This window comes from Nocardia sp. NPDC050175 (assembly GCF_044459885.1).
Lineage (GTDB): Bacteria > Actinomycetota > Actinomycetes > Mycobacteriales > Mycobacteriaceae > Nocardia.
Map to the genome: position 1 here is coordinate 199,947 of NZ_JBITJI010000016.1, position 12,940 is coordinate 212,886.

At 66.8% G+C, this 12,940-nt stretch carries 14 protein-coding genes; 4 read left to right on the plus strand and 10 right to left on the minus strand.

Going from position 1 to position 12,940, the window contains the following annotated elements; genetic code table 11:
- Position 1: 1 nt before the first annotated feature.
- From ACIBK2_RS39475 to ACIBK2_RS39485, 3 genes are all read right to left on the minus strand, one after another.
- Positions 2-655: a GNAT family N-acetyltransferase gene (locus tag ACIBK2_RS39475; protein ID WP_379281082.1), complete on the minus strand. Its 654-nt coding sequence runs from the start codon at positions 653-655 to the stop codon at positions 2-4.
- A 12-nt stretch (positions 656-667) separates the two neighbouring features.
- A complete protein-coding gene (glp, locus tag ACIBK2_RS39480; protein ID WP_396975265.1) occupies positions 668-1,927 on the minus strand; it encodes a gephyrin-like molybdotransferase Glp in 1,260 nt (419 codons plus the stop codon).
- A gap of 132 nt (positions 1,928-2,059) precedes the next feature.
- Positions 2,060-3,016: a UTP--glucose-1-phosphate uridylyltransferase gene (locus ACIBK2_RS39485; protein WP_396975267.1), complete on the minus strand. Its 957-nt coding sequence runs from the start codon at positions 3,014-3,016 to the stop codon at positions 2,060-2,062.
- A 79-nt stretch (positions 3,017-3,095) separates the two neighbouring features.
- On the opposite strand from ACIBK2_RS39485, the gene ACIBK2_RS39490 reads away from it, so the two are divergent.
- From ACIBK2_RS39490 to mscL, 4 genes are all read left to right on the plus strand, one after another.
- Positions 3,096-3,692 carry a 5-formyltetrahydrofolate cyclo-ligase gene (locus ACIBK2_RS39490; protein ID WP_396975269.1) on the plus strand — a complete coding sequence of 199 codons (597 nt, stop codon included), beginning with the start codon at positions 3,096-3,098 and terminating at the stop codon, positions 3,690-3,692.
- Positions 3,693-3,761: 69 nt separating this feature from the next.
- Positions 3,762-4,073: an FmdB family zinc ribbon protein gene (locus ACIBK2_RS39495; RefSeq protein ID WP_396975271.1), complete on the plus strand. Its 312-nt coding sequence runs from the start codon at positions 3,762-3,764 to the stop codon at positions 4,071-4,073.
- A gap of 88 nt (positions 4,074-4,161) precedes the next feature.
- On the plus strand, positions 4,162-4,815 hold the full coding sequence (locus tag ACIBK2_RS39500; RefSeq protein ID WP_396975273.1) for an SAF domain-containing protein: 654 nt from the start codon (positions 4,162-4,164) through the stop codon (positions 4,813-4,815).
- Positions 4,816-4,919: 104 nt separating this feature from the next.
- Entirely contained in the window at positions 4,920-5,324 is a 405-nt protein-coding gene (gene mscL / locus ACIBK2_RS39505) for a large conductance mechanosensitive channel protein MscL (RefSeq protein ID WP_396975275.1), read from the plus strand.
- An 80-nt stretch (positions 5,325-5,404) separates the two neighbouring features.
- Here the strand turns inward: mscL and ACIBK2_RS39510 are convergent, their stop codons facing one another.
- The 7 genes from ACIBK2_RS39510 to ACIBK2_RS39540 all read right to left on the minus strand — a co-directional run bounded on the left by ACIBK2_RS39510 (position 5,405) and on the right by ACIBK2_RS39540 (position 12,903).
- On the minus strand, positions 5,405-6,067 hold the full coding sequence (locus ACIBK2_RS39510) for an MspA family porin (protein ID WP_396975277.1): 663 nt from the start codon (positions 6,065-6,067) through the stop codon (positions 5,405-5,407).
- Positions 6,068-6,131: 64 nt separating this feature from the next.
- Positions 6,132-6,806, minus strand: coding sequence for an MspA family porin (locus tag ACIBK2_RS39515; RefSeq protein WP_396975279.1), 675 nt, complete (start codon positions 6,804-6,806; stop codon positions 6,132-6,134).
- 316 nt (positions 6,807-7,122) lie between these two features.
- A complete protein-coding gene (locus tag ACIBK2_RS39520; protein ID WP_396975280.1) occupies positions 7,123-7,794 on the minus strand; it encodes an MspA family porin in 672 nt (223 codons plus the stop codon).
- 65 nt (positions 7,795-7,859) lie between these two features.
- The gene (locus tag ACIBK2_RS39525; RefSeq protein ID WP_396975282.1) at positions 7,860-8,534 is read right to left on the minus strand and encodes an MspA family porin; all 675 of its coding nucleotides are present in this window, start codon (positions 8,532-8,534) and stop codon (positions 7,860-7,862) included.
- A 696-nt stretch (positions 8,535-9,230) separates the two neighbouring features.
- On the minus strand, positions 9,231-9,725 hold the full coding sequence (locus ACIBK2_RS39530; protein ID WP_357381779.1) for a MogA/MoaB family molybdenum cofactor biosynthesis protein: 495 nt from the start codon (positions 9,723-9,725) through the stop codon (positions 9,231-9,233).
- Between the two features lie 80 nt (positions 9,726-9,805).
- Positions 9,806-11,290, minus strand: a complete 1,485-nt coding sequence (locus ACIBK2_RS39535) for a trypsin-like peptidase domain-containing protein (RefSeq protein WP_396975284.1) — start codon at positions 11,288-11,290, stop codon at positions 9,806-9,808.
- Positions 11,291-11,517: 227 nt separating this feature from the next.
- Positions 11,518-12,903 (minus strand): ATP-binding protein, encoded by a 1,386-nt coding sequence (locus ACIBK2_RS39540; RefSeq protein ID WP_396975337.1) that lies wholly within the window; start codon positions 12,901-12,903, stop codon positions 11,518-11,520.
- Positions 12,904-12,940 lie beyond the last annotated feature (37 nt).

Below are 12,940 nucleotides of genomic sequence, written 5' to 3' on the forward strand. Positions count from 1 at the left end.
ATTATCGGGGCAAGATCGCCCTGCCTTCGCGAACAAGCCGGTCGACGACGGTGCCCATGAGTTCTTCGACGGTGATGCCGACCAGCAGGTGATCGCGCCAGGCACCGTCCACGTCGAGGTAGCGGCGCAGCAGTCCTTCCTCGCGGAAGCCGACATTGCGCAATACCGCTTGGCTGGCAAGATTTTCCGGCCGCACGGTCGCCTCGACCCGGTGCAGGCCGATCGGCCCGAAGCAGTGGTCGAGACCGAGGGCGAGCGCCGCGGTCGCGACACCCTGGCCGCTGAGATCCTTGGCGACCCAATAGCCGATCCAGCCCGAACGCAGTGCGCCGCGCACGATATTGCCGACGGTCAACTGCCCGCTGAAGGCGCCGTCCACCTCGATCACCAACGGGATCATCGCGCCGCGCCGCGCTTCCGCCTTCAGGCTCGACCACAGCGCAGGCCAGTTGGACGCGTGGTTGCGCGCCTCCCACGCACCGCGGCCGGTGGGCTCCCACGGCTCCAGATGCGCCCTGTCCTGCAACCGGATTCGACTCCACGCGGCGGCGTCGCGCAGGCGCACCGGGCGCAGCGTCACCTCCCCCGCGGCGACCCGGATCGGGCCGAGTCGCGCGGGCCAGCCGGGATGCTGGGTGACCCGGAACACGTTCATCGCCGCCACGCCTCAGCCGCGCTGTGCGAGGAAAGCGACCCGGACCTCGTCACCGGTGCGAATCTCGGTGTCGTCGGGATCTATCACGATCAAGCTGTTGGCCTCGGCCAAGGTGGCGAGCAGATGTGAGGAGGCGCCCGCGCCACCACCGAGCGGTTGCACGAGATAGTCGCCGGTGGCCTCGTCGCGCATGAGCTGCGCGCGCAGGTAACCCTTGCGGCCTGCCATCGAGCTGATCGGCGTGATGGTCCGCGCCATGATGATGCGCCGCATGGGATGCCTGCGCCCCAAGGCGATTCGGATCAGCGGACGCACCATCACCTCGAAAACGACCAGCGCGCCGACCGGGTTGGACGGCAGCAGAAACGTAGGCACCTCGTCGCGCCCGAGCCGCCCGAAGCCCTGCACCGAGCCGGGATGCATGGCGACGCGGGCGATTTCGAGCTCGCCGAGCCCTTCGAGCGCCTCACGCACCTGATCCGAGGCCCAGCCGCCGACCGCGCCCGCGATGACGACGACCTCGGAGCGCACCAACTGCCCCTCGACCACGTCGCGCAGCCGCCGCGGATCGGCACTCACGATGCCCACCCGATTCACGTCCGCGCCCGCGTCCCTGGCTGCCGCGGCCAGCGCATAGGAGTTCACGTCGTAGACCTGGCCTGGACCCGGTGTGCGATCGATATCGATCAGCTCGCCGCCGACCGAGATCACCGAAAGCCGCGGCCGCGGATGCACCAGCACCTTGTCCTGCCCGACCGCCGCTAGTAGTCCCACCTGGGCCGCGCCGATGATGGTGCCCGCGCGCACCGCGACGTCGCCGGGCTGCACGTCGTCGCCGATGCGCCGCACGTAGTCGCCGGTCCGGACCGGCTCGTAGATCTTGATCTTCGCGCGGCCGCCGTCGGTGAAGTCCAAGGGCAGCACGGCATCCGCGAGCGTCGGCAGCGGCGCACCGGTGTCGACGCGCACGGTCTGGCGCGGCTGCAGCCGGATCGGCTGCCGTGATCCGGCGATCACCTCGCCGACCACGGGCAGCGTGAGATCGACCAGTTCGTCGTCCTCGTTGCGAATGTCGGTGCCCGCGGCGGCGACATCGACGCTGCGCACCGCGTAGCCGTCGATCGCCGCCTGGTCGAATCCGGGCAGCGGTCGTTCGGTGACGACGTCCTCGGCACACAGCAGGCCCTGCGCCTCGGAAATCGCGACCCGGACCGGCCGAGGCGCGACCGCCGCGGCGGTCACCTTGATCTGCTGATCCTCAACCGAGCGCATCCAGCCCTTCCTGATCTCTTCGCACACCTGTGATTCCACCGCGCGATTTCGCTTCGGCACAACCAATTCGGCGCGCGAGATGGTGAACCATCATTGGTACCCGACGGCTCACTATCGGCGAAACCCGACGCCTCAGTCGTAGGTCGTCAGCTGCGGATCCCAGTCGGGCCCGAGCCGATGCTCCAACCACTCCCGTAGGGCAGGGCCGTATTCGTCGCGTTCCAAAGCGAAATCGACCGCAGCACGAAGATAGCCGCCCGGGTTGCCCAAATCGTGGCGCGACCCACGGTGCACCACCACATGAACTGGATGACCCTCGGCAATGAGCAGCGCGACGGCGTCGGTGAGTTGCAATTCGCCGCCCGCGCCCGGCTCGATTCGGCGCAGCGCGTCGAAAATGGCGCGGTCCAACAGGTATCGGCCGGCCGCGGCGAAGGTGGACGGCGCATCGGCGAGCGCGGGCTTCTCCACCATGCCCTTGACCCGCAGCACATTCGGATTCACCGCGTCCGGCACGGTCTCCACATCGAACACGCCGTAGGCGCTGACCTCGTCCTTGGGCACGTCGATGGCGCACAGCACGGTGCCGCCGCGCTTGCGGCGGACCCGGCACATCACGTCGAGCACGCCCGCGGGCAGCACCAGATCGTCCGGCAGCAGCACGGCGATGGCGTCCTCATCATCGTCGAGGACCGCCTCGGCTTGCGCGACCGCGTGGCCGAGGCCGAGCGGTTGCTCCTGCACGACCGATGTCACGTCTAGCAGGCCAGGCGCCTTGCGCACCTTCTCGAGCAGCTTGAACTTGCCGCGCTCGGCCAGGGTGCCCTCGAGCACGAGGTCTTCGACGAAGTGCGCGACGACGCCGTCTTTACCCGGCGAGGTGACGATTACCAGACGCTGGGCACCGGACTCGGCGGCCTCGGCGGCGACCAGTTCGATGCCGGGGGTGTCGACCACCGGGAGTAGTTCCTTCGGCACCGTCTTGGTGGCGGGCAGGAACCGCGTTCCGAGCCCGGCGGCGGGCACCACGGCCGTGCGAAAGCACGAGACCAGCGGTACATCGCCGGGTTGTCCGGCCTTTGCTGTCATGCGCATACCCTATCCATCGTCACAGCCCCTGACTCGACGTCGAGTCGACCGGTAGTCCGGCCAGCCTAAGGTGATCGCCATGGAGATGCCCGGTGAGCGCGATAAACATGCATGGCGCACCGAAATTCTTGCTCGACGGGCGGCGATGTCCGCCGAGCAGCATGCGACGAACACCCTCGGGCTGATTTCGGCCGTCGGCCGGCTGGAGGTGCGCGAGTGGGTCTGTGCCTATGTGCCGGTGCGCGGTGAGCCGGGATCGACCCAGGTGCTTGACGCGTTGCGGTCGGCGGGCGCCAGGGTGCTGGTGCCGGTTACCGGGCCGCCGGGACCGCTGAATTGGGCTGAGTACACCGGCCGAGAGAGCTTGCGGCGAGCCAGGTTCGGTCTGCTCGAACCGATCGGTGCGACGCTGCCCACCGCAGCGGTCGGCTGGGCGGAGCTGATCTTGGTTCCGGCGCTCGCGGTGGACCGGCGCGGGGTGCGGCTCGGGCGCGGGGCGGGGTATTACGACCGGACACTGTCGGCGGCCCGGCCGGACGCGCGGCTGGTCGCGGTGGTCGGTGATGAAGAACTCGTTAACCGACTGCCGGAGGAGTCACACGACCGGAGAATGGGGTGGGCGCTCACTCCGCAGCGCGGCCTGCAGCGGCTTGGCGAAGATCACGCCGTGGAATGAAAGGTAGATTGGCAACGTTGGCACTGTCGGCTGTAGAGTGCCAGATGACGAAAACTTGCGGAGGATGCTGTGCCAACTTACTCGTATGCGTGCACCCAGTGTGACAACCGCTTCGACATCGTTCAGTCCTTTTCCGACGATGCGTTGACGGTGTGCCCGGAGTGCTCCGGGAAGCTGCGCAAGCTGTTCAATTCCGTCGGCATCGTGTTCAAGGGCAGCGGCTTCTACCGCACCGACAGCCGCGGCGGCGCGTCCACCGCGAGCGAGCCCGCGAAGTCCGACAACGGTGCGAAGGAGTCGATCCCGTCGACTTCCAAGAGCTCGGATTCCGGCTCGTCCAACGGCAGCAGCACATCGGCCAGCACGGCCGTGGCCAGCTGATTCGCCGAGTTATCCCCAGCCCCTTCGTTATCCACAGCTAGCCCTTTTCCCGGCGTGGCGGGTGTGGCCGCGGTCATAGGATCCGGCCATGACTCGATCATTCGCCGATCTCGGTCGCGGCAGCCGCTTCGAGGGGTGGCATCGACCACCCTGGGCGGACAGTCTGCTGGTCCGGCGACTCCTCGCCGCGGGCCTGATATTCGTCGCGACGATCCTGTTCCTACGCGGCGATCCCGGTGCGCAACGCACATCGGTCGTGCTCGCCGGACACGACCTCGCGCCGGGGCACGTGCTCGACGCGGGTGATCTTCGCTCGGCTCCCCGCGAATCCACCGCACTGCCCGAAGGTGTCGTACGCGACCCGTCGGATGTGATCGGTGCCACGTTGACCGGTGCGATGCGCGGCGGCGAGATGTTCACCGATATCCGCGTCGTCGGACCCCGGCTGGCCGCCGTCGCGACCGGCGCGCGCGACGCGCGAATCGTGCCGATCCGGCTGGCCGACACCGCCGTCGCGGAAATCCTGCGCGCGGGCGATCGCGTCGACGTGGTCGGCGGCGAAGAGCAGGGCGCGCGACCCGCCCGCACGCTGGCCGCCGATGCCGCCGTGGTGCTGGTGTCCGGTCCCGGCGATGGACGCGCCGGGAAAGAACGGGTGGTGCTGGTCGCGATGGACGCCGAACACGCCACCATTGTCGCGGCCGCGTCCTTGCATACGGCGCTCACCGTCGTATTCCATTGAGTTGTCCGCACATTTGCCATCAAGGTCAACTAGCATCGGCGATACCACGGGCGTCGACCGCCGAGCACGACTTGTCAGCTCCACACGTAGAGGAGATATCGGCAATGCTCAAGGGATTCAAAGACTTTCTATTCCGCGGAAACGTCGTCGATCTCGCGGTGGCGGTGGTCATCGGCACCGCGTTCGTCGCGATCGTCACCGCGTTCACCAATGGCATCGTCAATCCGATCCTGGCCGTCTTCGGCGGCAACAATGAGCTCGGTCTCGGTTTCCAGCTGGTTGCCGACAAACCCGCGACCTTCGTGCAGGTCGGGCCGATCATCACCGCCGCGATCAATTTCGTGATCATCGCCGCGGTGTTGTATCTCGTGCTCGTGCTGCCCGCTCTGCATGTGAAGAAGCGAATCAGCAAGGAGGCCGTCGAGCTCAGCGACACCGAGCTGCTCATCCAGATCCGTGACCTGCTCGCCGAGGGTCAGCGCAGCGCGGGCGGTAAGCACGAGTCCTGAACGTGCTTGCGCGAGAAAGAGAAACGGGCCCGTCGCGGTAGCGACGAGCCCGTTCCTGTTGTGCTAGTTGATATTCGACATCAGCCTAGGCTGAAGGGCTGGCCCCACAGGACCATCCAGGTGATGACCGTGTCGGTCTCCACCTCGACCTTGACGAACGAACGAGCCTGCGCGTAACCACCGCAGCCGGACAGGCCGATGGTCTCGTCGGCCCAGGTGGTGGAAACGTGGTCGCCGGTGAAGGCCCAGCTCTTCTTGTGCACCTCGTTACCGAAGTCGTCGGCCTTCTCCCGGTCGATGACGTAGAACGAGGTCGCCTGGCCGGGGCCGAGCGACAGGTTGGCGCCGGTGGTGGCCTCGGCTTTCGGACTCTTGCCTGCCCAGTCGGTGCCGCCGGTGACACCGCCGGTGGCACCGCCACCGTCGATGTTGACCTGACAGCCGACGACGTAACCCGGCAGGATCGCCCCGCCCTTGGCACCCTGGATGTCGACCGACGCGGACCCGGAGACCCACGCGTTGCGATGCACCGGGGTGGAGCCCATGGACGGGCTGATGTTGGCCGATTCGCCGGTCAGCCGGACCGTTACCACAGTGCCGTCGGACAGCGTCTTGACGAGTTCACCGCCCGGCAGCGGGATGAAAGTATCGGCGTTGGCGGCGCCGGTGGAGAACAGCCCGACCGCCATCGTGGCGGCGGCACAGAGGCCGGCCGCGCGAGCAAGTTTCTTACGGTTGATCATTTTATGAATGTCCTCAGGGATCGAATTCGCTTCAGCGACAACAGAGATGAGAGATCCGGCACGGTCAGCCGATGCTGAACGGCGCACCGTACAGGGTGGTCTTGGAGTAGTTGTCGCCGATGATCTCGACGACGGTGTACGACCTGGCCTGGGCGAACCCGGCACAGCCCTGGATCTCGATCTCGGCGTCTTGGTACTCGACCGAGTAGACGCCCGGCTTGGTGATGTCCTTGGCGTCGATATTGACGAACTTGACGTCGCCCGGGCCGAGGTTGACGCCGATGGAACCACCCGCGTTGGCGCCGCTGAGGTTGATGCCACCGGAGACACCCGCCGAGATGGCGTTGTCGGCGATGCTGACCTGACAACCGACGATGTAGCCGGTGTTCAGCTGCGACGTCCCGTGCGTCGACGAGTTGTTGGTGCCCGGGTTGTTGGTGGCACCGTTGGTGGGTCCTACCTTGCCCTCGGGCGTTGCGGTGATATCGGCGACGGCGTTACCCGACACCCACACGACGCGCCCCGCGCCGTTCGCCGCCAAAGACGGCGAAATCACGGCGTGCTCGCCGTTGCGCGAGATGGTGACGCCGGGTCCGATCTTCTGGCCGTCCGGCAACGGCACAAAGGTATCGGCGTTTGCGGCGCCGGTCGAAAGCAGGCCCATGGCCACGGCAGCCGCAGCGCCGGCGCCCGCAATGCGGACGCCTCGATGCAGACCCCTGGTGCGGATCTTGCTCATACTTCCCCTCATCAGGTTCTAGCGGTCGACCTCGGGTTGTCGAGGCCGAGTAACCCCTTTCAGGCCGACATAGCGAGATGGAATGTTCTGTCCATCAAGCGAATTGCCGACCATCCCGTCATAGGACGATCTCGGGTGGGGCTTATGTTATTGCTTTCTGCCAGACTTCTCACAGATTTCGCGTATGTTACCGAGAATATCCGCTAAGCTCGCCAAAAATGTTGGGGTACAAGACGTTTGCAGACGAAACGAGCCCGTCGCATAGGGCGCGACGGGCTCGTTTCGTTTATCTTGCGAGGTGGTTACTCGCGTCGGATCAGCCGAGGCTGAACGGGGCTCCCCACAGCGTCACCCAGGTGATGACATTGTCGGTCTCGACCTCGACGCTGACGAAAGCCCGCGCCTGGGCGTAACCGGCACAACCGGTCAGGCCGATGGTCTCGTCGGCCCAGGTGACCGAGCCGCTGGTGCCCTTGAACTTGTTGCGCTTCTTGTGCGCCTCGTTGCCGAAGTCGTCGGCCTGCTCGAGGTCGAGCACGTAGAACGACTTCGACTGGCCCGGGCCGAGCGACAGGTTGCCGCCGGTGGTGGCGCCGACGCTCGGCTTGACGTTCTGGCCGTCACTCCAGTCGACGCCGCCGTCGACACCGCCGGTGGCGCCGCCACCCGCGATGTTGACCTGGCAGCCGACGGTGTAGCCCGGGAAGATCGCGCCGCCGGCGGCACCGGACAGCTCGACCTGCGCGCTACCGGAGACCCACGCGTTGCGGTGCACCGGGGTGGAGCCCAGGGACGGGTTGATGTTGGCGGATTCGCCGACCAGCTTGATGGTCACCACGGTGCCGTCGGACAGCGTCTTGGTGATTTCACCACCCGGCAGCGGGACGAAGGTATCGGCGTTCGCGGCGCCGGTGGAGAACAGGCCCAAGGCCATGGTGGCAGCGGCGCCGACACCGGCCATCCGTGCCAAGTTCTTACGGTTGATCATTTGTACTGCCCCTCGAGGGATTGAGTTCGCTTCAGCGAGAAGATTGTTCGTGTTGTCGACAGACGTCAGCCGATGCTGAACGGCATCCCGTACAGGGTGGTCTTCGAGTAGTTGTCGCCGATGATCTCGACAACGGTGTAGGACCGCGCCTGGGCGTAGCCCGCGCAACCCTGGATCTCGATTTCGGCATCCTGGTACTCGACCGAGTACGTACCGGGCTTGAGGATGTCCTTGGCGTCGATCTGCACGAACTTGACCTGGCCGGGACCGAGGTTGAGGCCGATGGAACCACCGACGTTCGCGCCACTGAGGTTGACGCCACCGGAGACACCCGCCGAGATCGCGTCATCGGCAATGCTGACCTGGCAACCGACGATGTAGCCGGTGTTCAGCTGCGACGCGCCATGCGTCGAGGAGTTGTTGGTGCCCGGGGCGCCGGTGGCGCCGTTGTTCGGACCGACCTTTCCTTCCGGGGTGACGGTGACATCGGCGATCGCGTTGCCCGAAACCCAGACGACACGGCCTGCGCCGTTCGCGGACAGCGACGGCGAAATCAGCGCGCGCTCACCGCTACGGCTGATGGTCACGCCCGGGCCGACCTTCTGACCGTCCGGCAACGGCACGAAGGTGTCCGCGTTGGCAGCACCGGTCGAAAGCAGTCCCATGGCCACGGCAGCGGCAGCGCCGACGCCCGCGACGCGGACACCGCGGCGCAGACCGTTGGTGCGGTTCTCGCTCATACTTCCCCTCATCAGGTTCAAACAGTCAACCTCGACCTTCGAGGTGGACAATGGTCCTCTCAGGCCCAGCTCAGTGTGTCCTTGCTTTGTTGCCGATGTGTAACCGGCTGTAAGTTCGGCGCAACGGGTAGCTGGCAACGGAACCGAGCCAGGTTCCGCCGGGTGACCACGTATGTGCCGACCCGGGCCTGCGGGGTCCAGTTGTGGGTTGGCTCGTGGCGAACATTAAACGCTAGGTAACGGCGCTGCAACGTAAGCTTTCGTAAAGATCAATGTGATGTAGATCACAATTGATAACATCCGAATAACGCTTGACGTGCATAAATGGCTGACGGAGACAGCCGGACCGACCGGCCGGTGCTGACACAGACGCTAAAGACCCAAGCGCTGATTACGGGACAGGGCCGTACATATCTCAGCCGAATAACCCAGATGTGAAATAATCACAAGTAAATTACGGTTAGCCAAACTTATCAATACGTAGCTGGTACGTAGATTCGGGCAATCAACCGTGGTGCGGCGGCTTCTGCGCGCGCAGCCATTCATCGGCGGAGGACTCGCTTCGGGAGTCGTCTCCGCGTTCGTCGCTCGTAGTGTCTGGGAGGGTGTCGCCGAAAATTTCGGCGAGACGCGCCGCATCCCTCGCCCGGCGAGCGGCCGGACGAGGGATGTCGTCGGAAGAACTGGAAACCGTAATTACTCGACCAATCCGGAAAGCTCGCCGATCACCTTGCTGGCCAACGGGCCGAGGGTGGCCATGCCGTCCCGGACCGCTGCCCGGGTGCCGGGCAGGTTGACCACCAGCGTGCTGCCGGAGATGCCCGCGACGCCGCGGGACAGCCCCGCGTCCAGCGAACCGGCCACCCGGCCCGACGAACGCAGCGCCTCGCTGATGCCGGTCAACTCGCGGTCGAGCACCTGGGAGGTGGCCTCCGGGGTCACGTCACGCGGGGACATGCCGGTGCCGCCGACCGAGATGACCAGGTCGACACCACCGATCACCGCGGTGTTCAACGCGTTGCGGATCTCGACCTCGTCGGCCTGCACCGAGACGGAGGCGTCCACGAGGAAGCCTGCCTCGGTGAGTAACTCGGTGACCAGCGGGCCGAGCGAGTCAATACCTCCATGCGCCGTTCGATCATCGACGACCACCACCAGAGCACGCCCCGCCACCGGAGCATCGATTTCCATGCCGCTAACCGTAGCGTCTGCGCCGAGAACCTCTGCGGCCGTGTCGAGCAGCGGCGTCCAGCCACCCTGGAGCACGCGCATCACCTGCCACCGTCCGCAGGCGCACCGGTGAGGGTCACCTCGACGGTCTTGGGGTTGTTGCCTTGATCATCGGTATAGGTGACTTTCACCTTGTCTCCTGGTTGGTGCGAGCGGACCGCGGCGACAAGCGCGTCGCCGGTGGTGATGCTGCGGTCGTCGAGCTTGGTGATGATGACGCCCGACGGGATCCCGGCCTTCGCGGCCGGACCGTCGGCGGTCGAGTCCATCACCCTGGCGCCGTTGATCGAGTCCTGCGCCTGCGCCTGGATCTTGACACCGATCTGCGCGTAGGTGGCGTGCCCGGTCTTGATCAGTTCGTCGGCCACCCGGCGGGCCTGGTCGACCGGAATGGCGAAACCGAGGCCGATCGAGCCGCTCTGCTGGCCGACGCCCGGCTCGCCCGCGCCGAGGCTGGCGATGGCGGTGTTGATGCCGATGAGCTTGCCGGTGCCGTCGACCAGCGCACCGCCGGAGTTACCTGGATTGATCGCCGCGTCGGTCTGGATGGCGTCGATCACCGGGTTCACGCCCGCGGCACTCTGCTGGCCCTCCCCCTGGGTCGAGACCGGGCGGTTCAGCGCGGAGACGATGCCGGTGGTCACGGTCCCGGCCAGGCCGAGCGGCGAGCCGATCGCGACGACCGGCTGGCCCACCTGCAGGCTCTGCGAGGTGCCGAGGTCGATCGGGGTCAGGCCGGTCTTGCCCGCGACCTTGATGACGGCGAGATCGGAGACCGGGTCGGCGCCGACGATGGTCGCGGGTGCGGAGCTGCCGTCGGAGAACAGCACGTCCATCTTGGCGCCGGGGCCACCGCCCGCGGCGACGTGGTTATTGGTCAGGATGAGGCCGTCGGACGACAGCACCACCCCGGAGCCCTCGCCCTCGGCGCGGCTGCTGGCGACCTTGATCATCACCACGCTGGGCAGCACCTTCTGCGCGACCGCCTGGGTCGAGCCCGCCGGTGCGTTGGAGACGTTGTTGACGTTGGGCTTGGGCTGGTCGAGCGCGTTGGAGATGGTCGAGCGGCCGTTGTCCGAGTGGGTGGCCAACGCGCCGACCGCGCCGCCGATGCCACCGCTGACCAGCGCCAGCGCGACCGCGCCGACCACGAGTCCGGTGCGGACCGGGCGACGGGCGGGCGCCTGCGCTGCCCCGAACGCAGCACCTTGCTGATCGAAAGGCTGCGGCTGCTCGAAGGGCGGGCTGACGTAATCCGGGCCGGGGAACGGCTGGGTGTGCTGGTGCGGCGGTGGATACTGCCCCATCGGCTGCTGTGCCTCATACGGCGGTTGCTGGGCCTCATACGGCGGACGCGGCGCCTCGTACGGCCCGAAACCGGGCCCCTGCGGCGGATAGCCGCCCCCGTATGGCGCGCCAACGGGTCCCGTCGGTGCGGCCGGGATCTGATCGGTCGGGTTGGGCTGATCCGGTGCGGCGTTCGCCGTTTCCGGCTCGTCCCGCCGGTCCTTCGAATCCTCGGTCATGGACTCCTCGTTTCTCCTCAGCGTCTCCTCGCCAAGCTTGACGACGACTACTGAGAGCGGACTGAGACCGTGCTTGCAATTGCCCGAGACCTTGACCCACTTACTCGTGGTCTCGCCGAGGCTCACTCCCACACCCCGACCCACCCGCTTCAGGCATAGAGTACGCATCCAGTCTGTCGTGCGCTCTCCATCTCGCATAGCGAAATGCGGTGCATGTCACCTGCGATTCAGGCATCCGCAGGCTGGCCTGCTTCGCCCGGCAGGACGATGCGGATCCGCGCGCCACCCCGCCCGGACGCCTCGATCGTGATCGTGCCGCCGTGCTTGGTGACGACCTGCTTGACGATCGCCAAGCCGAGACCCGAGCCGGGCATCGAACGCGAGGCGGTGGTCCGGTAGAAGCGCTCGAACACCAACTCACGCTCGGCGGGCGGAATACCGGGCCCGGCGTCATCGACGGTCAGCTCGAGCAAGCCGCGGCCTGTCTCGCGCATCTCGACATAGACCTGTGCCCCGGCCGGACTCCACTTCGCGGCGTTGTCGAGCACATTGAGAATCGCCCGTTCCAATCCCGCCTCGTGGCCGTAGACGAACCACGGCCGGATCGCCGAGACGAACTCGACCGTGCCGCGGCGGCGGCGAGCCCGTTCCAGCGCCCGCTCCGCGACCTCGCCGAGATCGACTCGCTCGTAGACGGTTTCGGGCGCGTCCTCGCGGGCCAGGTCGACCAGGTCGCCGACCAGGTTGGACAGCTCCTCGATCTGGCCCATCACGTCCGAACGCAACTCGGCCATGTCCTCGTCCGGAATGCGCGGGGCGCCAGGCCGACTCGACGCCATCAGCAACTCGGTGTTCGTCCGCAGTGACGTGAGCGGGGTGCGTAGTTCGTGCCCGGCGTCGGCGACCAGCCTGCGCTGCCGATCCCGTGATTCGGTCAACGCGCGCAGCATGGTGTTGAAACTCTCGGTGAGCCGGGCGAGTTCGTCGTCGCCCGTCACCGGGATGGGCGTCAGGTCGTCGGTGCGCGCGATCCGCTCGGTCGCCGCCGTCAGCCGTCCGATCGGACGCAAGCCGGTGCGACCGACCGCCGTGCCTGCCGCGGCGGCGAGCACGACACCGCAGCCGCCGACGACGAACAGCAACCAGGCGAGTCGATCCAGCACGTTCCTGGTCGGCTCCAGTCGTTGCGAAATCACCAGCGTCGCGCCCTCATCCGTGCGCACCGCGAGTACCCGTTGATTGGCGACCGTGCGCAGCGACGAGTTCGCCTGGCCTTTGAATACGGCCTCCTCGGGCGGCCCGACCGGCGGGATGGTCGCCTGCGGCACCGTGTAGGGGCCGATGCCGGGATAGAGCAGGACGATGCCGGTGTCGGGGTAGAACGCGGTCGCCAGCACCAGGTTCTGCAGGTTGAACCCGTACGGGTCGACCGCGGTCACCGCGGTCGCCCGGTTGCGCAGTTCGGTATCCACGTTCGCGTACAACGCGCGCGCCACCAACGCGTAGGCCGCGATCGATGTGAAGGCAACGGCGATGGCCACGACGGATGCGGCGAGCAGCGTCACGCGCCAACGCAGCGAGACAGAACGGGTAAGCGGGATCGGCGGCCGCATCTCGGCTGGGTCCGACGGACGCTGCTGCTGTTCGAGC